Below are 20,498 nucleotides of genomic sequence, written 5' to 3'. Positions count from 1 at the left end.
CATGCACCCCTTCTTTCGTCCGAAGCGCGCCCTGGCCTCGGCGCCCGAGACGACCCCCTATCAGCGCGCAGGCCAGATCTGGGACGACCGGATGGGCCTGTCCCTGGCCCATGCCCGCAACTGGCGCCGTATCGCCGTGGCCAATCTCGTCCTCGCCGGCTTCCTCGGTGCGGGCTGGTGGGTCCAGGCCGACCGGGCCGTGGTCAAACCCTTTGTGGTCGAGGTCTCCGATCTCGGACAGACCCAGAGGATCACGGCGATCGGCGGCCGCTATGAACCGACCGAAGCCCAGATCAGCCATACTCTCGCGGGTTGGGTCCGGGACATCCGATCCAAATCCATCGACCCCATCGTCATCCGGCAGAACTGGCTGCGGGCCTACGACCTGATGACGCCAAAGGCGGCGAGCTTCCTCAACGCCTGGGCCCAGACCCACGACCCGTTCGCCGAGGTCGGTCGCGAGGCCGTCAACGTGGAGGTGCTCAACGTCGTCCGGCGCACCGAGCGGACCTACGACCTGCAATGGCGCGAGACCCGCTTCGTCAACGGCCAGCAGGCCGGCGTCGAGCGCTGGCGCGCCCTGATCACCACAACGACCCAGCCGCCCCGCACCGAGGCCGAGCTGATGAAAAACCCCCTTGGACTGAAAATCGAGGACGTATCATGGACCCCCGACGCTTCCTGATCCTGGCCGGCCTGGGCCTCAGCCTGTCCGGCTGCGCCGTCTTCGGCCGAACGGCTGGGCCGCCGCCGATCTCGCCTATGCCTGTCCTCACGGCCGAGGCTGCCGTCATCGCCGAGGCCGGGGCCCTGCCGCAACCGACAGTACCAGTCGATGATGCGCTGGTCGCCGATGCAACCCCGGCGCCCGCCGTTCCCGTCGGCACACCCTATGAAGCCCAGCCGACGGCCGTGGCGCAAGCGACGGGGATGACCGGTCGCCGCGCCATCGTCGCCGCCAACCTCGACGCCCGGGCCGCCTCGCGATCGGACGCCTTCGTCGGCGGGGTCCAGGTGTTCGCCTGGTCTCCGGGCCGGGTATTCGAGGTCTGGACGGCGCCTCTGCGGGTCACCACCCTGACCCTGGGCGCTGGCGAAACCCTCGTCTCCAAGGCGGCCGGCGACACCGTCCGCTGGCAGATCGGCGAGACCACCTCCGGCGACGGGGCAGGTCAGCGAACCCATGTCCTGCTCAAGCCGCTGCAACGCGGGTTGGAAACCAACCTGGTCCTGACCACCAACCGACGGGTCTATTTCATCGACCTGAAGAGCGGTGACGCCTCAGGGTTCAACGCGGCGGTCGCCTGGGACACGGGGGCGATGGATCCCCCGGCCATGGCGCCGATCGCCGAGGCGGCGGAAATCCGCGTGTCGGACCCGGTGGCGATGCCGGAGGGTCCCATCGACGCCCGCTACCGGATAGAGCCGCAGGGGCGGCGTGCACGGTGGACGCCGGCCTCGGTCTTCAACGACGGGCAGCGCACCTTCATCGCCTTCGATCCCGATCTTCAGATCGACGAGGCGCCGGCCCTCTTCGTGATCGCCGCCGACGGCGAGACCCAGATGGTCAACTACCGCCAGGCCGGAGGTCTGTTCATCGTCGATCGCGTCTTCGATCGCGCCGAGCTCAGGCTCGGCGATCGTCGCCCCCAGACCGTTCGTATCCGCCGCCTCCAGGGACCCGCCCGATGACCTCGTTCCAGGATAGCCCCCACAATCCCGACGACGTCGCTTCCTCGGCAGGGTCCGGCGTCGGCCCTGAGGTCAGGCCCGACCTGACCAGCGCGGCAAAGGCGCCGCCGCCCGGCCTGTCGATGCGGGCGCCGCGGCCGCCGGTCACCCGGCTGCGCAAGTCGGTCGTCCAGACGATCGTGATCGGCGGCGTGATCCTCGTCTCCGGCTCCCTGGCCTGGGCCTTCGTCGTCCAGCCGGAACTGCGCGACAGCGCCCGGCTCCGCGCCGTCGAGGGCCGGGAAGAGCAGGCCCGGGGCTCCGTTCGACCCTCCGAAGCGGTCACCGACCAGCCCGCGACCTATGACCGGCTGCCCGAGCCGCGCACTGGAGCCGAGGCAGAGACGGCTAAGCCTGGTGTCCCTCCGCCGTCGCCCGCGCCGGGCCGGTACAGCGCCGATTATGCGCCATCGCGGACGACCCGGGCGACCGGGCCCAGTCCGGGCGAACAGGCGGCGCGATCGGGCTTGTTCTTCGAGGGGTCGTCAACCGGGGCCGGTCCTGCCGCGCATGCCGGGGCGGGTCCAGCGACAGCCGGCGCCCGTTCGGGCGCTGCGGACGTCGGCGCCACCTATAATGGCCACACCCTGACGGCGCCGCTGTCGCCCTATGAGCTGAAGGCGGGCGCGATCATTCCTGCGGTCCTGTTGACCGGGGTGGACACCGCGCGCGCCGGGCCGGTCGTCGCGACGGTCTCGCAGAACGTCTATGACACCGTCAGCGGCCGCCATCTCGTCCTGCCCCAGGGGACCCGGCTTATCGGCCGTCATGAGGGCGAGAGCGCCTATGGCGACCGACGCGCCTTCCTGACCTGGGACCGGCTGATCCTGCCCAACGGCAAGAGCCTGGTGCTCACCGGCGAGCCCGGCGTTGACGCGCAAGGCGCGGTCGGGGTTCGGGGCCAGGTCGACCGGCGGCTATTCCCCCTCCTGATCGGAACCCTGTTCGCTGGCGCGATCACCACCCTCGGTCAGATCGCACGCGACGGCGATGGCGAGGGTTCAGGCGGCCTGCTCGGCGACGCCGGGGACGCCGCCGCCATCGAGGGCTCCCAGGTCGGGGGGCGGCTCGTGGACCGGGAGCTGGACGTCCGGCCGTCGATCCGTCTGCGCGCAGGCGCTCCGGTCCGCGTGATGATCACCCGCGACCTGATCCTGGAGCCGTACCGGCCATGACCTGGACACCTCTCGATACTGGAAACCGCTGGGCCGTGCTCGGCGTCACAGTCTTCTTCCTCACCCTGGGCGCCCTGATCGCCGAGCAGACGCCAGCCCTGGCTTTGGTCAACGAGAGCCCCAGCGTCCCGCGTGGCCTCTATCTGCGACAGCCTGGCGGCGCGGTGGAGAGTGGCGCGATGGTCGCTCTGCCCCAACCCCCGATCGCCCGGCGCTATCTGGGCGCGCTCGGCATGCCGGACGAGGTCCTGCTGATCAAACGGGTGGCTGCGGTCGGCGGCGATCAGGTTTGCCGAGTGGGCGCCGTGGTTCGGACTCCTGACAGGGTGGTTCCCGTTTTGGATCAAGACCGGCGCGGAATGGATCTGCCCGGCTGGACCGGATGCCGTCGGCTGGCGCCGGACGAGCTCTTCCTGCTCGGCGACACGCCGGGGAGTTTCGACAGTCGCTATTTTGGCCCCGTCCGAACCCGAGACCTGGAGGGGGTGTTTCGGGAGACACTGACATGGTGAGAACCCTCGTGGCCGCAGCGGCCCTGGTGTTTGCAGCGGGTAACGCCGCCGCTCAAACGGTCGACTGGCGCAACGCCGGTGGCGATCTGTTCGGCCGTCCCACCGCGCAGCCTGTGTCGGACGTGGCGGGCGTCGTCGACCTCACACCTAGACTGCCGCCCCTGTCCCAACCCTTCATGGAGGCGATCGCCGCCGCCGCCGAGCGCCATGGGATCGACCCCAAGATGCTCCATGCCCTGGTGATTGTGGAATCCGCCTATAGGGTCGATGCCGTGTCTCCCGTCGGCGCTGGCGGCCTGACCCAGTTGATGCCGGGAACCGCCGCCGATCTCGCCGTCAGAGACCGGTTTGATCCGGTCGAGAACCTGAATGGTGGGGCGGATTATCTGGCCCGGCAATTGCTCCGCTTCGGGGACGTCAGGCTTGCGTTCGCCGCATATAATTCTGGGCCGGATCGTGTCGCCAGGCTCGGCCGCATTCCGAATATTGCAGAGACCCAGGCCTACGTCGCCGCAGCCGTTGACTGCTACCTCGCGCTCTCGGCCGGGAGGGGCGCCCGCAATTCCCGGGACTGTCGGGTGCGGGAGCCGAGCCGATGACCCCGGCATCGGTACCGGTCATCTCGCCGACAGGGGCGACCGATGAGGACCTGCTGACCCGCAAGGAAGCGTCCGCCTTCCTGATACAGTTCGGTATCCGCATGAAGCCCGAGACCCTCGCACGGCTGTGGTCCACTGGGGGCAATGGCCCTCCCTGTCTCCACGTTCGGCATAGGCCCTATTATCCGCGTGGCGTGCTTCGCGCCTGGGCTCTGGACCAGGTCAGTGACCTGCGAGCGTCTGCACCGCCGGCGGCACGGGGGCGGCGTCATGGCTGAGATGTGTTTCGAAGGGTTCAGGACCGAGTGGGCGCCCACGGTGGCGGATCTGTTGATCGACCCCGCAGTCAGCTTCGCCCTCAAGGACGTTCTTAAAACCTGGGAGGTCCGCGATCCGGTCGACGCGGCGCGAGACGCCCGGTTGCTGGCCGAGGTTCTGGAGCGCCGGGCGGACGAGGCGGTGTCATGGACCCTGTGAGCGAGCCGCCTCCGTTCGACGCGTTGGAAGACAGGATCCTGCCCTGGTCGCAGGTCAGGGTGATCTGTGGTCTGAGCCGGACGACGGTTTGGCGCATGCAGAAGAGCGGAGACTTCCCGGCCTGCGTCCAGGTCTCTCGCAACCGGGTCGGCTGGTGGCAGAGCGAGTTGCTGGCATGGAGACGAGCAAGGACGCCCCGGCGTCTGCCGGAGCCGCGGGCCGTAGTATCGGCGCAGGAACCGGTCGAACCGGTCGAACCGCCACAGATCAGGCGAATCCAGGAACAGGCAAAGGGAGCCGCTCGACCAGAGGCCGTGATTGACCCGGATCCAGGCGCCAAGACCCGTCGAAAACGGAAAGCCGCCGTTGCGGAAAACCAGACGGCGTTCGATTTTGGCGGTTAATGCGCGGGATGTGGGGCTTTGACCCGATTGAAACGCACACGGTCAGCCCCAGCGATCAGAAGGGCGTCGAAGCCGGCGTCGCCCCAGGCCCGACGCTGAATTTGGGTCGTGGCCGGATCGGCCGTGCTGGCCCACCACTGCGGCAGGCTCGCGCTCTTGGGCAGCATATAGCCGATCTTGCGTTCCATCTCGACGAAGGAGAGTTCGAGCTCATCCGTCTTCTGTCTGCGGAGATAGTCTCGAAGCGGATCGTATTTGCCCATCGCTTCAGATGACCGGACACGGGGGTTCAGCGCAAGTCGAGCCGTCCTCAGAACAGCGCGGGCGAACCCGCCGCACATCCGGCCGGGGGTGGGAAATCGCTGGTGCGGCTCTAACCGACGGCGGATAGCCCGGCTCGGATCTCAACGACCTCATCGAACCGATCATCATTGAGGCGGTGGCGCTCGCGCGGTCTTGATCGACGTCATGGGACAAGGACAGGAAGCTGGCTTCAGCTGTATGTCGAGACCGCGCTCATACCGGTCGGGAGGCTCTCTGGCTCAGGGCGAACCGCTACGACCTGGGCAAGGTGTGCTACTGCACCGCATCCCGATGGCTTTGATCTCGATCAATGACGGCCGCGCCGAAAGAGGCGCTTTGAGCACAACCTCATGGAGCGGAAGTCTTGCGTCTAATCGCGATCACCGGATTGTTCTTGTTGACGGGATGTACGACCGATCCTGTCTATCGTGAAGCATCACGCACTGCGGAAGCAGCGCGATACTATCCGGTGGAAACGCTGGATTTCGCCTCCATCGCTCGGGGGAAGGCGCTTGTAGAAAGCCGCTGTGCAGCCTGCCACTCCGTCGGACCCACGGGGGAGAGTCCGAGCGCCGCCGCGCCGCCGCTGCGGCACTTGGGGACCCGTTATCCGGTGGCGGACCTTCAGGAAGCTTTTGCCGAAGGCATTACGAACGGCCATCCGGAGATGCCCCAAATCACTCTGGAAAGCGACGAAATCGCGGATCTGATTGTCTATCTTCAGGACGTACAGAACCATTCGAAGCCGTGACCGGGATGCGGGGCCGGCCGGCCCCTCTGGGTCGTCCGGCCTGATCCGGCCCGGGCTCACAAACCATTAGGGTTTCGAGCTCGATTGGGTGAGTGCGCGCGCTGTCAAAGCTGGCGAGTATTCAGGCCGATCCCCGTGTTTCCCGGGCAATCAGAAGCGGCAGCGGTCAAGGCCGAAGCCGATCAGAATGTTTTTCGGTCAGCGACGCTGGCCGGGGAGGCGGCGCGGTGCGGGCGGCTCCAGCCGCGCCGGTCGAAAGGAAGACCCGATGATCGAACACGAACGGATTGTGATCGTTGGCGCAGGCCACGTCGGGGCGACGGCCGCATATGCCCTGATGCTTCGAGCCCTGTTCGAGGAGATTGTGCTGATCGACAGCGATTTGGCGCTGGCCGAGGCTGAGGCGGCCGACCTCTCCGATGCGAACGCGCTCGCCAGGCCCGCGCGCATCTGGGCCGGAAGCTACGCCGACGCGGCAACAGCCCGGATTGCTGTCATTACCGCAGGGGCGGCGACGCACGGCTCGGAAAGTCGCCTGTCCGTAGCGTCCCAAAGCGCCATGATCGTCACGACCTGCGTCGGAGAGCTGGTCCAGGCCGGGTTCGCGGGGATCATCCTTGTCGCCGCCAACCCGGTGGACGTGATGACGCTAATGGCGCTGCGTCGCTCGGGCTTTGCGTCGGCAAAGGTCATCGGCACGGGAACACTGCTCGACACGAGCCGTCTCAAACAGACGCTCGCCGAGAGCCTGCAGGTCACGCCCGGGTCCATCGACGGGCTTGTTCTGGGCGAGCATGGCGACAGCGAGGTAGCAGCGTTCTCGACCGTTCGTGTCGGAGGGTTGCCGCTGAGCGAATTCTGTCCGCCGGGGCAGGAACTCGACCAGGGCCAGATCGCCACGGAGGTGCGCGACGCCGGCTACCGAATTGTCCAGGGCAAGGGCTACACATCCTTCGGGGTGGCGACCGCGATCGTGCGGATATGCGAGGCGATCTTGCGCAATGAGAGGGCGGTGCTGCCAGTCTCGACGCTGCTGACCGGACAATACGGTATCGCCGATGTCTGTCTCAGCCTGCCGTGCATTCTTGGCGCAGGCGGGGTCGAACGCATTCTGTCGCCGGCACTCACCCCCTCGGAGACGGCGGCATTGAACGCGTCGGCGAGGGCGTTACAGCAGGTGCTTGCGCATATGGATCTGGCCATCTGATCGCGAGACGTCGTGGCGGGCAAGGTTCCGTCGACGCCACACAGCCTCTGTGCCGCCGACGGCGGCTCGATGCCGGCGGTTCGTTCCGTGGCGTGGAGACCGAAGGAGAAATCAGTCGTTGACCTCGGCGAGGCTGATGCCGCCCGGCCCCCTTCCGACCGGGATGGTGCGGACAAGCCGGCGGGTCCGGGGATCGAGCACGGACACCGTGTCGGCGAAACTATTGGCGATATAGACCCGGTCGCCATTGCCGCCGACCACGACGCCGTGAGCGCCCGCGCCGGCGACGATCGTGGCGACGACAGTTTGACGGGCGGTGTCGATCACAGAGACGGTGTTGCCTGGACGCGCTTCTGTCCCCTGGTTGGCGACATAGACCTCCCGGCCGTCAGGTGAGGCGAAGACCTGAATAGGTCCGGGTCCGACCGGGATACGGGCGACCACCCGTCGGCTTGCGGTGTCGATCACGGCCGTGCCGTTCTCATCTCGCAAGGTCACATAGCCGAAGCGTCCATCCGGCGTGAATGCGACCTGGACCGGGCCACGGCCGACTGGAATGCGCTCGACTTCGTCCAGATCGACGGCGTCGACGACGGAAACCGTCCCATCGCCAGTATTGGCGACATAGAGGGTACGACCATCCGGGCTCATACGCAGGCCGTGGGGCGATCGCCCGACAGTGATGTTGCGATCCACTGAGCCCGACTTGAGATCGACGACCGTGAGCATGTTGTCTCCCGCGCTGGTGACAAACGCCCGCTCGCTCCGCGCATCGACGACGACATGCGCCGGCATCCTGCCGACGGGGATAGTCGTGCTGGGGCCTTTTGAAACGGCGCTCGCGTCGAAGATGAGGAGGCGCCCCGGTCCATCCATTTCAGCCTCTCCGTCCGGGCCCTGAGGTGCTGAGGCGCCGACTGCAAAGAGGGATCGACCGTCGCTGGAGACCTGAACGTTGTGAGGGGAAACGGCAATACGGGTCGTCTCGACCTGGCCTGTCTCGGGATTGATGACGGAAATCGATCGGCCCTGTTCGTCGGCTGTAAACAGGATCGGGCGAGTATTCCGATCCTGGTTTTCACACCCGGCCAACAAAAGGGCTGCGGTCGCGCTTGCCGCCACCAGGACGACTCTCTTGACGTAGGTTTTGAGAAACATCTGCTGTTCCGGTTTACGGGACGGGCCGATAGCGACCCCAGGCTCCATGACGCTATCCGGCGAATTCGCGCATTGATCCATGTCAGAACTGGGCGGTGGGCAACCTCATCCATCACCGGGTTCAACCGGTTGCCTGATGTCGGCGACAAGGGCCTGGTCGAGGCTGACGCTGTGGGGTTCTCCGTAAACCGCGATGATCATCGGCAGTCCGGATTCCAGCGAGACCTCGAGTGTCCGGTTGGTCTGGTCGATCCTGATCGCGAGGCTCCGGTTGCGCCATTGGAGGCTGAAACTCAGGCTGGTCCAACTCGCCGGCAGCTGCGGCGCGAGGGCGAGTCCGTCGCTCCGTAGCGCCAGTCCGGCGAACCCAAAGACCGACATCATCCAGAGGCCGCCTTGAGCCGCGATGTGGACCCCCCCTCCGATCGCGGACTTGGTGTCGATCAAATCGATCGCCGCAGTCCTGTGGAAATAGTCGAGCGCCCTTTCGACATCTCCCAGCCGCGCGGCCACGAGGCCGTGCATGGCCGTGCTCAAAGAACTGCCGTGCCCGCAGCGGGGCTCGTAGTATCGGAAGTTTTTCAGGTCCGCGCCGGCGTTGAATTCGCCAGGCAGCAAAGCCAGCAGGGCAACGACATCGGCCTGTTTCACCACCTGCGACTGCTGGGTGCGTTCACGCCCGAGGATGACGTCCATTGGGACGGTGCGGCCCGCATAGGCCGATAGATCCACGTCCTCGAGATCGAAATAACCCGCGAACTGCTCGTACAGGCCGGTGGCCGGATCCAGACCCGTCGCCAACGTCTCCGCGACGTCGGACCAACGTTTCAGCTCGGCCTCGTTCAGGTCGAGGTGGCTCGACAGGGCTGACCATCGATCGGGCCATCTTTGGCGCAGCAGGCCGGCGACGTCGAGCGCGCGGCGAATGTTCCAACGGGCCATGACGTTGGTGAACGCGTTGTCGTCGATATTCTCGTGATACTCGTCGGGGCCGATGACGTTGCGGATGTGGTGCAGGCCATCGGCTTCGGGCTGGGCCCGACTGGCCCAGAAGCGTGCGGTCTCGAGCAGTATTTCCGCCCCGGCCTCGATCAGGAATTCGTCGTCGCCTGTCGCCTGCCAATATTGCCAGACGGCATAGGCGACGTCGGCGCTGATGTGTTGCTCCTGCACGCCGGTAAGGATGTCGACGATTTGTCGATCCGGACCGACCGCCTGCTCAGGCGTGGTCTCCAGACCGGTATCCGTCGACTCCCAGGCGTAGAACGCGCCGCGCCATCCTCGATCCGCAGCCTTTGCCCGCGCCCCGTTCAGGGTGTGGAACCGGTACATCAGCAGGGACCGGGCCGCCTCCGGCCAGGTCACGATATAGAAGGGCAGGAGGAAGATCTCGGTGTCCCAGAAGACGTGCCCCCGATAGTCGGCCCCTGTCAGCGCCCTGGCGCCGATAGAGACACGCGGGTCGTCCGGGTTGGCGGCGCTGTTCAAATGGTAGATGGCGAATCGAAGCGCCTTCTGCGCCGCGGCGTCGCCTTTGAGGTCGATGTCGCTGGACGACCAACGATGTGCCCAGGCCGTCTCATGCCGTGTGAGCAGGTCTCGCCACCCTAAATCTCGACCGGCCTTGAGTTCATTCAGAGCCTTGACGCCGGCGTCCGGACCGGGAACCGCGCTTCGCGCCACCCCCATAATGCGCTCAAGGCAGATGATCTGTCCGGGACGGCTTTTCCAGGTCCACGACCATTTGAACGGGGCGAGCACGACCGGCGCCATCTCCAGGCCGTCGATCCGCAACGCCACCGCTGCCGCGATTTCCAAGCGCTTGCCGGAACGGCGGGTGCGCCATACGCCCAATTCGTTGTCGAGCCGCTCCGCCATGAGGTCGCGATCGAGGCCTTCGAAGGACGCTTCGAGCGTCATCTCGGACTCGCCGCGCTCAACCTCCAAATGATGCATTTGCAATCCCAGGGATCTGCGGTCCTGTGACACCAGGTTCAACCGGACAAGGCGGGCGCTCACGGCGGATCCGTCGACCAGGCGGCATTCCGAAAGCAAAAGGCCTCGCCGCATATCGAGCGTGAGCGCATGCGATGGACCAGGGCCGAAATGCTGGACAAGCGGCCCCCCAGGCAGGCTGATATGGACCTGCAACCCGTTCGGGACAGGGATCAACTCAGGCACTGCCCGGTCGCCATCGGGCGTATCGAACAGTCCGGCGACATAGGTGTTCGGTGAACCGACGCCCTGCGGTGATCGATTGACCGTCTGGGACGCTCGTACGCCGAGAAACCCGTTGCTGATCGCGAACCGAGTGGCGCGATCGCTCTCGCGGAGCGGATCACAGCCATCGTCACTCAGGACCCATGAGGCGTCGGCAGTCGGCTCCAGCGCCTGTTTCATGGTCTTCGGATCCTTCACAGTGTCGGGCCGACCAGCCGGCCAAGCGCAAGCTCGGTGATCACGACGTCGTCCAGGCTTGTGACCACCAGGTCCGCGCGCGCCGCACGCAGCATCTCGGCGTCGCCGAGGCGTGCAACGCCGATAGCCGCCATGCCCCCGGCGCGGGCCGCTTCAATCCCCGCTGGAGCGTCTTCCGCCACGAAACACTGCGCGGGCGCCACGCCCATCTCGCGGGCCGCGATCAGAAAAAGCTCCGGATCCGGCTTGCCGTGCGTGAGGTCTCGACCCGAGACATTGACGCGGAAGATGTCGAGCAGGCTCCGGCCGGCCCGCAGCGGGATCGCGCGCATCATGGCGGTGGCGTTCCTGGAGGAGGAAGCGGCCGCCATGGGCCAGCCGAGGGCGGCGACCGCCTCAACGAAACGCAGCGCGTCCGGAAAGGCCGCCACGGCGCCTGTCCGGATCAGCTCCTCCAGCCGCGCCTGCTTGCGTTCGGCATAGGCGACCGCGTGGCGGTCGGCGTTGCTCACACCCAAGGCCTCGAGTGCGGACCGGGCGCCGTCGAGCCGTAGCTTTCCCGCGACATGGGCTTGATAAATAGCCGTCGTGAAGCGGTCCGGCTCGGCAAGCCCCACGAGCGCCTCGCGCCACGCCCTCTCGTGGGGCGAAGCCAGCAGGACCCCATCGACGTCGAAGATTGCAGCGGCCAGCATCACCGCCGCTCGACCCTGCGGTTCGTCTCTTCTGGCATCTGCGCCTCGGCTCCGCTGTCCTTCGACATCGACCGAGGATGACATGCACCGGCGCGGCGAGCTTTGATCCAGATCAATGCGCGGATCCCGCATCGTCTGCTTTCTAGGCCGGAGGAGACGTATGTATGACCAGGTCGATACGGGTTGCCGTGAATGGTTATGGCGTGATCGGCAAACGCGTCGCCGATGCCGTTAGGGCCCAGAGCGATATGACGCTCATTGGCGTGTCCGACGTCGCGACGGACTGGCGAACCCGTGTGCTTCAGACCAAGGGTGTGCCGCTTTTTGCCGCCACGGCCCCGGCAGAGGATGCGTTCCGGGCCGCAGGCGTTCAGACGGCTGGCCGCCTGGATGATTTGCTTGGCGAGGCGGATGTCGTTGTCGATTGCACCCCCAAGCGCGTGGCGGCGGACAATGTCCCCCAATACCGCAAGCGTCAGCTCAAGTTCATTCTTCAAGGGGGCGAGAAGCACGGCATAACCGGGCATTCCTTCGTCGCCGAGGCCAATTTCGAGACGGCGATCGGGCGTGAATCGACCCGAGTGGTTTCTTGCAACACAACCGCGACTGTGCGGACCTTGAGCGCACTCAAGCGCGCCGGTCTGCTTGGACGCGCCCGGGGAACCCTGCTTCGCCGCGCGACCGATCCGTGGGAGAGCCATCAGGGCGGCATCATGAACACCCTGGTTCCTGAGCCCGAAATCCCCAGCCACCAGGGTCCGGACGCCCGGACTGTCGATCCCGACCTCGACGTGGTGACCATGGCGGTCAAGGTCCCCGAGACGATCGCCCATCTGCACTACTGGTCAGTCCAGTTGACCCGTCCCGTGGACAAGGAGGAGGTGCTCAATGCCTTCCGCTCGTCGTCACGCATCCTGTTGATGAAGACTGAGCACGGTCTGGATGCGCTTAACGCCGTCAAGGAACTGATGGCGGATCGGGGCCGCTCCCGCAGCGACCTTTATGAAGTGGCGCTGTGGGCCGACATGCTCACGGTGCAGGGCGATGAGCTCTTCTACGCCTACATGGTCGACAATCAGGCGATCGTCGTGCCCGAAACGATCGACGCCATCAGAGCGCTCGATGGACGCGAGACATCCGGGCGGCGCTCAATCGCCGCGACCGACTCGGCCATGGGCATCGAAGGCCGACTCTTCGCCGAGGCCGGCGCCCGGACACCCTAGACGCCCGCGCTTAAAGACGTGACCGCTCCAGGACCATTGCCGACCGGGAGGGGCGCAGACAATCCAACGGAGCGTCACTCGGGCTCTCCCTCACCAGTCGGAGAGCATCAATGACCACCCGGACGCTTGAAGTCGGTAATCTCTTCTCCGTCCTTGGGGCGTCCGGGATTGAACGACAGCTGCGTCGCATCGACGGCGTCGGCCGCGTTTCCGTCAATCCGGTGTCGGGGTCCACCACGGTCGCCTACGACGCGGCCAAGACCAGCCTGTCTGAAATCAGGGCGGCGATCGAGGCCTGCGGCTTCCACTGCGCCGGCGAGGCCCTCCCCAACCATGTCTGCCAGAATCACGAAGCGCCGGCCAAAGGCGCCCCGGAGCCGGTCGGGCCCGCCGACGCGCATCGAGGACATTCCCGCGAGACATCCAAGGCGAAGTCGGGCCTCATGAACGGGAAAGACCCGGCCCGGGGCAAGGCGCAGAAGGACGCCATGGCCCACGAAATGGGCCATGGCTCCGGAAAAGACATGCAGTCGATGGTGCGCGATATGCGCAACCGCTTCTGGGTCGCGCTGGGATTCAGTCTGCCGATCTTCGCCTTCTCGCCGATGGGCATGGACTTCATCCGGATTCCGCCTCCGTTCGGCATGAGGCTGGACCTCGTCCTGTTCATCCTTGCGAGCGGCGCCATCCTCTATCCGGTCTGGCCCTTCGTCGTTGCCGCCTGGCGGTCATTGCGAAGCGGCGTCGCCAACATGGCGGTGCTCATAGTTTTGAGCGTTGGCACCGGTTATCTCTTCAGCGTCGGCTCCACCTTTATCTACGGCGGACAGCAGTTCTACGAAGCGTCGGCGATTCTGCTGGTCTTCATCCTTCTCGGTCACTGGCTTGAGATGCGCGCCAGGGCCGGCGCATCCGAAGCCATTCGGGCCTTGATGGATCTGACCCCGCCCAAGGCGACCGTTTTGCGTGACGGCAAGGAAGTGGAGGTGCCCACCGCGGAGGTGGTGTCCGGCGATACGGTCGTGATCCGGCCCGGCAACAAGATACCGGTCGATGGCACCGTGCTGGAGGGGGCGTCGCTCGTCGATGAATCCATGCTGACCGGCGAGTCGATGCCGGTCGAGAAAAAGGTGGGCGACACCGTGATCGGCGCGACGATCAACAAGAGCGGCACGTTCCAGTACAGCGCCACCAAAGTCGGTGCGGACACAGCACTCGCCCAGATCGTCAAACTGGTTCAGGAGGCCCAGAACTCCAAGGCTCCCTCGCAGCTGCTGGCCGACCGCGCGGCCCAGTGGCTTGTCTGGGCCGCGATCCTCGTAGGCCTGCTGACCTTCGTGGTCTGGTTCTGGGTCATCGGCCAGCCCCTCCTGTTCGCCGTCAGCCTGACCATCACCGTCTTTGTCATCGCCTGTCCAGACGCGCTGGGCCTGGCGACTCCTATGGCCATCATGGTCGGGACCGGACTGGGCGCCATGAATGGCATCCTGTTCAAGAATGCGTCGGCGCTCGAGGACGCCACCAAGCTGGACGTCATCATCTTCGACAAGACCGGCACCCTGACGATGGGCCAACCCGAAGTCGTCGATCTGGTGACGGCGGACGGCGCCACGGAGCATCAGGTGTTGGCCGCAGCCGCGGCCGTGGAGGCCGGATCTGACCACCCTCTGGCCCAGGCCATCCTGCGCAGGGCCGAAAAGGTGAAGGCGCCCAAGGCGAGCGGGTTCACCAATCTCGAGGGCAAGGGCGCTCAGGCAAAGATCGGCGGCAAGACGGTGTTGCTCGGCAACAAGCGGCTGATGACCGAGAACAAGATCGACCTCGGGGAACTCGGCGCAAAATCCGAGGCGTTGCAGGGCGCCGGCCGGACCGTGGTCCACCTGGCCGTGGCCGGCAAACTGGTCGGTCTGATCGCCATCGCCGACGCGGTGCGGCCCACTGCGATCGAGGCGGTCAAGGCCCTGCGCGCTCGGGGCGTCGAGGTCATCATGCTGACCGGGGACAACCAGGGTACGGCCGAACGGATCGCCAAGGGTCTCGGCATCGATCGCGTGTTCGCCGACGTTCTGCCCGGCGACAAGGCGAGCAAGGTCAAGGAGCTGCAGGCTCAGGGCAAGAAGGTCGGCATGGTCGGCGACGGCGTCAATGACGCCCCGGCCCTGACCCAGGCCGATGTCGGCTTCGCCATCGGCGCCGGCACGGATGTCGCCATGGAGAGCGCAGACATCGTCTTGATGAAGAGCGACCCGTTCGACGTCGTCGGCGCCATCGAACTGTCCCGGGCGACGCTTCGAAAGATGCACCAGAACCTGTGGTGGGCCGTCGGGTACAACGTCATCGCCTTCCCGCTGGCCGCCGGCGTGCTCTATCCCTTCCTGCTTGGACCGAGCATCGCCGCCATCGCCATGTCCGGGAGCTCAGCGCTCGTGGCGATCAACGCCCTGATGTTGAAACGAACCCGCCTGACCGGCATCCGCCGGACCGGCGAGGCGGTCGTAGCGGAGCCGACGCTTACCGCGACGGCGGCGGTGTGAAGCGTAACGCCAGATTGACCCTGCCACCGGTTGCGATGGCTGTCCTGATGGCCTCGGTGTTCACGGTGTCGATGGGCTTCGGCGTCGTCCTCCCATTGCTGCCGTTCCTGATTGAACGGCTGGTTGGCGAAAGCGCCTCGGCGGGAGAGGTCTCCCGGTCGACAGGTCTGCTGACCGGCCTCTATATGCTGTCGTTGTTTCTCTTCGCACCGATGTGGGGCCGCCTTTCGGACAGGCATGGACGCCGCGTCATCCTGCTGATCGGCCTGACGGGTTTTGGCGCCACCATGCTGGTCTTCGCCTTCGTCGAGAGCCTCGTCGCGGTCTACGCGGAGCGGATCCTGAGCGGTCTGTTCGCCGCTGCGGTCACGCCGGTGGCGCTTGCCGCCGTAGGGGATCTGGCGGCGACCGACGAGGTGCGCGCGCGCCGATTGACCTTCGTCAGCCTGGCGGGGGTCTCGGGATTTCTCCTGGGACCCATGTTAGGCGTGTTCATCGCGCGCGCTGCCGCAGACGTGCTGTCGATCACCAATCCCATGGGGTCGTTGGCGTTTCCGCTGGGCGCGACGGCGGTTCTCGCATTTTCCGTGGCCGGCGCAGCCGTCTTGGCGATACCACGAAGCCGGCGCAGGGGGCGGATGGGCGCGCCCGACCCGACCGCTTCGTCGACAGGCCGCTGGCTGATCCCAAATCTGCTGATCCTGGGATTCATCGTCGCGGCCGGTGTCGGTGTTTTCGAGGTCGGTCTGGCGCTTCGCGGCAAGCAGGAACTGGGCATGACCCCGACTCAGATCGCCCTGATGTTTACGGAGTGCAGCCTGGTCATGCTCGTGGTTCAGGCCATTGTCTTCTCGCCCTGGATCAAGCCCTCGGCGACCCGCTGGCTCATAGCACCGGCCCTGGTCGTCCTGGCGACGGGATTGTTCCTGCTTCCGCGCGCGACGGATTTCACCCTGATGCTCGCGGTGATCGGCGCCGTGGCGGCAAGCGCCGGCATTCTCGCGCCGATCCTGACCTACTGGACCTCCAGCATGGCCGGTCAGGCGCAGGGCGCTCAACTCGGCCGGCAAACGGCTGCCGCAAGCTTGGGTGCGGCCGTCGGTTCGGCCGGGGGAGGCCTTTTATACGATGTCGCCTGGTTGCCCGATGCCTCGTTCATCATCATGGCCGTATTGACCGGGTTCGGCGTCGTTCTCGGCATGGCCATGCCTCGCATGCTGACCCATGCCCTCCCGATTGACCGTCAAAGGCGCGCTTCAGCTGAAAACTAAACCACGGCGCCGCTGCGTGTTGAAAGGTCAGCGGCTTCGGTCCGGACGTCACGTTTGGTTGGCGGGCGACAGGATCCGAAGCACCCTGGCCGGCCAGGGGCGCAAGCATCGCCACGCCTGACCTCGGCATTCGGGGGCCTAGACGACAAAAACGGGAGCGAAGCCGCCGCCCGGGGTTCTGAAATTTGTCGTCTGGCCCTGATAGACGCGGGCGGCCATCTGGAGAGGCTGGCCTTGATAGGTGTAGAGGCGGACATCGAGCTTCAGAGACTGGATCTCTCCGTCGATCTTGATGCGACGTTCACTCGGCTTTGCCAGTTCCTGGGCGATATAGCCGCCTCGCTGGATCTCGGCCCAAACGCGCCGGGTGAGCTTGTCGCCGCGATAGACGGCCTTTCCACCATGACCGCCAGCGGGCTTGAAGAAATGCCGGCTGCGCTCCGCCCACAGCCTCTCCGCGTTTTCGGCCGTCACGAGGGCGGTGTGGGGGATCGCCGAAAGGCTTTTCAGTTGGCCTGGCGTCAGATCCCAACCGGCGACCATGGCCGGGTCCGACAACAGGCTGAGATTCCGTTTGTCGGCGAACAGGGCATGGTTGCGGGGGTTGGGCGTCAGAACGACAGCGCCGTGGAGATAGGCGTCTCGCAAAGCTTCGTGGCCTGCGGCGTCGAGGGAAAAATCGACGAGGCGGTTGTAGACGAGGTCCACGGTCTGCCCATCATGTTCCAGGCGTCCCCCGGAAATCCGGAGTTCGGAGGGATCGACGACACAGGCCTTCACGCCGCGCTGTTCGAAGAACCGCTGGGCCAGCAGGAACTCCGGGTAGAGGAACTGATCTTTCGGGCCGTCTTCGACGATGGCGATCGTCCGTGGCTGACCGACGCGACCCTGCAATTCCCATTCGTCGATAAACATTTGCCACACGAGCGCTTCGAACTCGCCAGGCGCGTTTGCGCGTCTGGCGTCACTCGCTTGGCGGCAACAGGCCTCTTGGGCGCGGGCCAGCAAGGCGTTCAGGAAGGCGCCCCCGGCATTCGTATTCACTTCGATCAGCTTGGGGCCGCTGCCGCCAAGATGAAAATCATAGCCCATGAAAACGCCGCGGGGGCCGAAGTCGTGGCGGGCGATCGCGGGAGCCCAGCCAAGCACCTCTTCCTGATAGGCCGTGTCGCCGGTCGCCGCTTCGATGGCCGCGACGACGTCGAGCATGGCCTTGACGTCGTGCGTGGAGATGAAGACGGGCCCGCCGGAGAACAGATTCGGCCTTGAGGCGAGCAGCGCGCCAACGAGGTCCGGATCCCCGGCCTCCGCACGGATCGCCGCACTCAAGCTGGATCTGTCGAGCGTGATGCAGAAGCAGTCTCTGTTGAGCACAGCGTCGCGGGCGCTGTCCCCGATGCCGCCGGTTTCACTCATCCGCTCTTCCTTTTCCGACGGCGGCGCGAACGGCGGTTTCGCCTGCCGACCGGCGCCGCCTGGGCAGACTATGGAGCGTCAAGCCTGCGGGCATCATGTCGGCACGGAGCCGACCGCGCAGTCGGGCTCACGTCGACCCGTCTTGAAGCCTCCGCCGAAAGCCATCCAGACGAGGTAGAGAGACATCAGCGCTCCGCCGAAACAGAAGACCGAGACATAGGCGTAGGCGAAGAAGGCGTAGGTGACCGCCATGACGGCGAACACCAGCAGACCGAACACCTTGACGTTGCGGTCCCACGACAGGAGGAGCGAGCCCGCCACGATCGCCATGTAGATCACGTAGGTTCCTTCCCGCCCTATGATGAAGTCCAGAAGCTCGGTGCTTTGATAGACGATCGCGTTCGGCAGGAATCTCACCGTGAGCCAGCCTTCATGCGCGAAATAGGGGACATACTGCAGGCCTCCCAGCATCCCGCCCAGGACCGCCATGACGAGAAACAGGGGTTTGCGGCGAGAGCCTTCTATGAGGAAGACGGCGACCGGCACCCATACGGGCCAGGCCAGCCAGGAGAAGAACATATAGGCCAGGGAGTACCGGGCCACCGCGACCTGATCGTCGAGCCCGCCGGCGGTCCAGACCAGACCCTCGAACATCTGCTGAAGGCCGAACAGAAGGGGCAGGGCGAACAAGGCGGCATAACGCCTGTCCGTCCGTAGTCCCCGAACCAGGGTGACCGTGCCGACCGGGATCAGCACGACGGCGGCGGCATAACTGACGGCGGCTGAAAGGCAGATGGCTTGCGTCCTGTCGCCGGGTCGATCCGGTGCGTACGACCTGCGGCTCCTTGGGGGGACAAAGCAAGCCTGCGGATCACGGTCGGGTATTGATCCCGATCAATGCACGGACCGCTGGGGGCTTCAAAGTGGCCGCCACCGTTTATCCAGGAGCTCCCGATGAATCGCCGCCGCCTCCTCGAGGGCAGTCTGCTGGGCGCCACGGCGCTCGCTTTCGCAGCCCCGCAAGTTTCGTGGGCCAAGAGCTTCATGGCTCGGCCGGCGACCGTCCCCGTACAGCTTCGGATCGCCCGGCGAACCATCGAGGTCAACGGAAGGGCGGCAAGCGTCTTCGGGTTGCGTCAGCCGAATGGAACGCCCGGCCTGGCCTTGCGGGAGGGGGACGCATTCAATGTGATGCTGGAGAACGATACGGATGAGGCGACCATCATTCATTGGCACGGCCTGACACCGCCTTTTGCAAGCGACGGGGTGGCGGGCGCCGCTCTCCCGCTCATGGCGGCCCGCACTGAACGGAGCTTCGATTTTCCGGTGGGTGCGGCGGGAACGCACTGGATGCATGCCCACACACTGCAGGAGCAGGCGTTGCTGGCGGCTCCTCTGATTGTCCGAACCCTGGCGGAGGAGCGGCGCGACGAACAGGAGATCATCGTTCTCCTGCATGATTTTTCGTTTTCCTCCCCCGAGGAGATCCTCGAAAGGCTGAAATCACGCGGCAGCCCGGCGCCCGATCATGCGCCGATCGCCGGCATGGCGCCGACGACCGCCTCGACCGACGGCGTCGGGATGGCGATCGACATCAATGACGTCGAGTACGACGCCTATCTCGCCAACGACCGAACCCTCGGCGACCCTGAAATCGTTGCCGTCGAACTCGGCGGACGGGTGCGGCTACGGGTTATAAACGGGGCGACGGCTACCGCCTTCACCCTGGATCTGGGTGAGGTCGACGGGGAGGTGATCGCCGTCGACGGGCAGCTCGTCCAACCGGTCAAGGGCCGGCGCTTTCCTGTGGCGATGGGGCAAAGGCTCGACGTCCGTCTACAGTTGCCGCGCGAGGTCCGGTCGTTTCCGGTCCTTGCTCTTCGGGAGGGCGCCAGGCAACGGACGGGCCTGATCCTTCAGCCCCCGGGGGCGACCGTTTCCAGACTGCCTGAACTGTCCGTCGATGACGCTCCCGTGCTGGATCTGGATTTTGAAGCTCGCTTGTCCGCTCTGGTTCCGTTGGAAAACCATTCGGATCACAGGGCCTTCGATCTGGCGCTGACCGGATCGATGGCGACCTATGGCTGGGGTCTTGAAACCGCTGAGCCGATGGTGGTGCGCCGGGGTGACCGGATCGAGGTCACCATGCTCAACAAAAGCATGATGTCCCATCCGATGCACCTCCATGGCCATCATTTTCAGGTGGTGGCGATCAATCGTCAGCGGTTTTCCGGCGCCATGCGGGATACTGTGAACATCCCACCCCAGCGGTCGGTCACCATCGCATTCGATGCCGGCAATCCCGGTCAGTGGGCTTTCCACTGCCATCACCTCTACCACATGGCGGCGGGAATGATGACGCAGCTCTCTTATTCAACCTAGACTGACGTCGTCGAGCGGCGAACGACCACACTCCGGGCATGGCCGCAGGCCGTCGGAGGCCGTGGGTCTTGCCTGACCGCTGGAGCCGCCGACCGGGCGCCGGTTCAACACGACGATCGCCACCAGCGGCCGCGGGCCATGCCCTCGAGGTCGCCTGCGCCGGGGTCAAATACTGTTTGCTGAGCGCGTCGGGTGGCGGCGGCGCGAACCCCAGCGTTTGACGGGATAGTGAGCACCGGGGC

The 20,498-nt window shown here is 65.7% G+C and carries 19 protein-coding genes; 13 read left to right on the top strand and 6 right to left on the bottom strand.

Translation table 11 applies throughout. The features are described 5' to 3' along the window. Position 1 precedes the first annotated feature (1 nt). From trbF to ACETK8_RS00830, 7 genes are all read left to right on the top strand, one after another. Positions 2-685, top strand: a complete 684-nt coding sequence (trbF, locus tag ACETK8_RS00860) for a conjugal transfer protein TrbF (RefSeq protein ID WP_374037678.1) — start codon at positions 2-4, stop codon at positions 683-685. Further along, a complete protein-coding gene (gene trbG, locus ACETK8_RS00855) occupies positions 664-1,692 on the top strand; it encodes a P-type conjugative transfer protein TrbG (protein WP_374037677.1) in 1,029 nt (342 codons plus the stop codon). The genes trbF and trbG overlap by 22 nt, the downstream gene beginning before the upstream one ends. After that, the gene (locus ACETK8_RS00850) at positions 1,689-2,906 is read left to right on the top strand and encodes a TrbI/VirB10 family protein (protein WP_374037676.1); all 1,218 of its coding nucleotides are present in this window, start codon (positions 1,689-1,691) and stop codon (positions 2,904-2,906) included. Before trbG ends, ACETK8_RS00850 begins: the two co-directional genes overlap by 4 nt. Next, complete coding sequence (locus tag ACETK8_RS00845; RefSeq protein WP_287928204.1) at positions 2,903-3,418, top strand: S26 family signal peptidase; 516 nt, start codon at positions 2,903-2,905, stop codon at positions 3,416-3,418. Before ACETK8_RS00850 ends, ACETK8_RS00845 begins: the two co-directional genes overlap by 4 nt. Beyond that, positions 3,412-4,017 carry a lytic transglycosylase domain-containing protein gene (locus ACETK8_RS00840; protein ID WP_287928203.1) on the top strand — a complete coding sequence of 202 codons (606 nt, stop codon included), beginning with the start codon at positions 3,412-3,414 and terminating at the stop codon, positions 4,015-4,017. Before ACETK8_RS00845 ends, ACETK8_RS00840 begins: the two co-directional genes overlap by 7 nt. A 270-nt stretch (positions 4,018-4,287) precedes the next feature. Next, the gene (locus ACETK8_RS00835) at positions 4,288-4,494 is read left to right on the top strand and encodes a hypothetical protein (protein WP_287928202.1); all 207 of its coding nucleotides are present in this window, start codon (positions 4,288-4,290) and stop codon (positions 4,492-4,494) included. Further along, positions 4,482-4,898, top strand: coding sequence for a helix-turn-helix transcriptional regulator (locus ACETK8_RS00830; protein ID WP_372693228.1), 417 nt, complete (start codon positions 4,482-4,484; stop codon positions 4,896-4,898). The genes ACETK8_RS00835 and ACETK8_RS00830 overlap by 13 nt, the downstream gene beginning before the upstream one ends. Here the strand turns inward: ACETK8_RS00830 and ACETK8_RS00825 are convergent. After that, positions 4,895-5,161 carry a DUF7662 domain-containing protein gene (locus tag ACETK8_RS00825; protein WP_287928200.1) on the bottom strand — a complete coding sequence of 89 codons (267 nt, stop codon included), beginning with the start codon at positions 5,159-5,161 and terminating at the stop codon, positions 4,895-4,897. The genes ACETK8_RS00830 and ACETK8_RS00825 overlap by 4 nt on opposite strands. 509 nt (positions 5,162-5,670) lie before the next feature. On the opposite strand from ACETK8_RS00825, the gene ACETK8_RS00820 reads away from it, so the two are divergent. Beyond that, positions 5,671-5,952, top strand: coding sequence for a c-type cytochrome (locus ACETK8_RS00820; RefSeq protein ID WP_374037675.1), 282 nt, complete (start codon positions 5,671-5,673; stop codon positions 5,950-5,952). 268 nt (positions 5,953-6,220) lie between these two features. Beyond that, the gene (locus tag ACETK8_RS00815) at positions 6,221-7,159 is read left to right on the top strand and encodes an L-lactate dehydrogenase (RefSeq protein WP_372693229.1); all 939 of its coding nucleotides are present in this window, start codon (positions 6,221-6,223) and stop codon (positions 7,157-7,159) included. Between the two features lie 111 nt (positions 7,160-7,270). On the opposite strand, the gene ACETK8_RS00810 is transcribed toward ACETK8_RS00815, so the two are convergent. The 3 genes from ACETK8_RS00810 to ACETK8_RS00800 form a co-directional block, all read right to left on the bottom strand. Next, positions 7,271-8,317: a YncE family protein gene (locus ACETK8_RS00810; protein WP_287928196.1), complete on the bottom strand. Its 1,047-nt coding sequence runs from the start codon at positions 8,315-8,317 to the stop codon at positions 7,271-7,273. Positions 8,318-8,422: 105 nt separating this feature from the next. Next, positions 8,423-10,717: a glycoside hydrolase family 65 protein gene (locus ACETK8_RS00805; RefSeq protein ID WP_372693231.1), complete on the bottom strand. Its 2,295-nt coding sequence runs from the start codon at positions 10,715-10,717 to the stop codon at positions 8,423-8,425. 14 nt (positions 10,718-10,731) lie between these two features. Then, a complete protein-coding gene (locus tag ACETK8_RS00800; protein WP_287928194.1) occupies positions 10,732-11,430 on the bottom strand; it encodes an HAD family hydrolase in 699 nt (232 codons plus the stop codon). Between the two features lie 164 nt (positions 11,431-11,594). Between ACETK8_RS00800 and ACETK8_RS00795 the strand changes: the two genes are divergently transcribed. The 3 genes from ACETK8_RS00795 to ACETK8_RS00785 all read left to right on the top strand — a co-directional run bounded on the left by ACETK8_RS00795 (position 11,595) and on the right by ACETK8_RS00785 (position 16,458). Continuing rightward, complete coding sequence (locus ACETK8_RS00795; RefSeq protein ID WP_287928193.1) at positions 11,595-12,653, top strand: type II glyceraldehyde-3-phosphate dehydrogenase; 1,059 nt, start codon at positions 11,595-11,597, stop codon at positions 12,651-12,653. Positions 12,654-12,763: 110 nt separating this feature from the next. Further along, entirely contained in the window at positions 12,764-15,187 is a 2,424-nt protein-coding gene (locus ACETK8_RS00790) for a heavy metal translocating P-type ATPase (RefSeq protein WP_372693232.1), read from the top strand. Between the two features lie 47 nt (positions 15,188-15,234). After that, complete coding sequence (locus tag ACETK8_RS00785; protein ID WP_287928191.1) at positions 15,235-16,458, top strand: MFS transporter; 1,224 nt, start codon at positions 15,235-15,237, stop codon at positions 16,456-16,458. Positions 16,459-16,596: 138 nt separating this feature from the next. Here ACETK8_RS00785 and ACETK8_RS00780 read toward each other — a convergent pair whose 3' ends face one another. Both ACETK8_RS00780 and ACETK8_RS00775 read right to left on the bottom strand, forming a co-directional pair. After that, complete coding sequence (locus ACETK8_RS00780) at positions 16,597-17,874, bottom strand: hypothetical protein (protein ID WP_287928190.1); 1,278 nt, start codon at positions 17,872-17,874, stop codon at positions 16,597-16,599. Positions 17,875-17,967: 93 nt separating this feature from the next. Then, on the bottom strand, positions 17,968-18,630 hold the full coding sequence (locus ACETK8_RS00775; protein WP_287928189.1) for a DUF6629 family protein: 663 nt from the start codon (positions 18,628-18,630) through the stop codon (positions 17,968-17,970). A gap of 198 nt (positions 18,631-18,828) precedes the next feature. Here ACETK8_RS00775 and ACETK8_RS00770 point away from each other — a divergent pair, with 198 nt between their 5' ends. Beyond that, positions 18,829-20,256: a multicopper oxidase family protein gene (locus ACETK8_RS00770; RefSeq protein ID WP_287928188.1), complete on the top strand. Its 1,428-nt coding sequence runs from the start codon at positions 18,829-18,831 to the stop codon at positions 20,254-20,256. Positions 20,257-20,498: the final 242 nt, after the last annotated feature.

The organism is Brevundimonas staleyi, from assembly GCF_041893865.1.
Taxonomy (GTDB): Bacteria; Pseudomonadota; Alphaproteobacteria; order Caulobacterales; family Caulobacteraceae; genus Brevundimonas; species Brevundimonas staleyi.
The sequence above is the reverse complement of the archived record's forward strand: the minus strand, read 5'-3'. Positions and strand labels throughout refer to the sequence as shown.

Bases quoted from the DNA above. Each gene is read 5' to 3' on its own strand.
- ACETK8_RS00770 (WP_287928188.1), top strand. From the start codon at position 18,829: ATGAATCGCCGCCGCCTCCTCGAGGGCAGTCTGCTGGGCGCCACGGCG.
- ACETK8_RS00805 (WP_372693231.1), bottom strand. From the start codon at position 10,717: ATGAAACAGGCGCTGGAGCCGACTGCCGACGCCTCATGGGTCCTGAGT.
- ACETK8_RS00800 (WP_287928194.1), bottom strand. From the start codon at position 11,430: ATGCTGGCCGCTGCAATCTTCGACGTCGATGGGGTCCTGCTGGCTTCG.
- trbG (WP_374037677.1), top strand. From the start codon at position 664: ATGGACCCCCGACGCTTCCTGATCCTGGCCGGCCTGGGCCTCAGCCTG.
- ACETK8_RS00815 (WP_372693229.1), top strand. From the start codon at position 6,221: ATGATCGAACACGAACGGATTGTGATCGTTGGCGCAGGCCACGTCGGG.
- ACETK8_RS00845 (WP_287928204.1), top strand. From the start codon at position 2,903: ATGACCTGGACACCTCTCGATACTGGAAACCGCTGGGCCGTGCTCGGC.
- ACETK8_RS00795 (WP_287928193.1), top strand. From the start codon at position 11,595: ATGACCAGGTCGATACGGGTTGCCGTGAATGGTTATGGCGTGATCGGC.
- ACETK8_RS00780 (WP_287928190.1), bottom strand. From the start codon at position 17,874: ATGAGTGAAACCGGCGGCATCGGGGACAGCGCCCGCGACGCTGTGCTC.
- ACETK8_RS00830 (WP_372693228.1), top strand. From the start codon at position 4,482: ATGGACCCTGTGAGCGAGCCGCCTCCGTTCGACGCGTTGGAAGACAGG.
- ACETK8_RS00840 (WP_287928203.1), top strand. From the start codon at position 3,412: ATGGTGAGAACCCTCGTGGCCGCAGCGGCCCTGGTGTTTGCAGCGGGT.
- ACETK8_RS00835 (WP_287928202.1), top strand. From the start codon at position 4,288: ATGGCTGAGATGTGTTTCGAAGGGTTCAGGACCGAGTGGGCGCCCACG.
- ACETK8_RS00785 (WP_287928191.1), top strand. From the start codon at position 15,235: ATGGCCTCGGTGTTCACGGTGTCGATGGGCTTCGGCGTCGTCCTCCCA.
- ACETK8_RS00850 (WP_374037676.1), top strand. From the start codon at position 1,689: ATGACCTCGTTCCAGGATAGCCCCCACAATCCCGACGACGTCGCTTCC.
- ACETK8_RS00810 (WP_287928196.1), bottom strand. From the start codon at position 8,317: ATGTTTCTCAAAACCTACGTCAAGAGAGTCGTCCTGGTGGCGGCAAGC.
- ACETK8_RS00825 (WP_287928200.1), bottom strand. From the start codon at position 5,161: ATGGGCAAATACGATCCGCTTCGAGACTATCTCCGCAGACAGAAGACG.
- ACETK8_RS00790 (WP_372693232.1), top strand. From the start codon at position 12,764: ATGACCACCCGGACGCTTGAAGTCGGTAATCTCTTCTCCGTCCTTGGG.
- trbF (WP_374037678.1), top strand. From the start codon at position 2: ATGCACCCCTTCTTTCGTCCGAAGCGCGCCCTGGCCTCGGCGCCCGAG.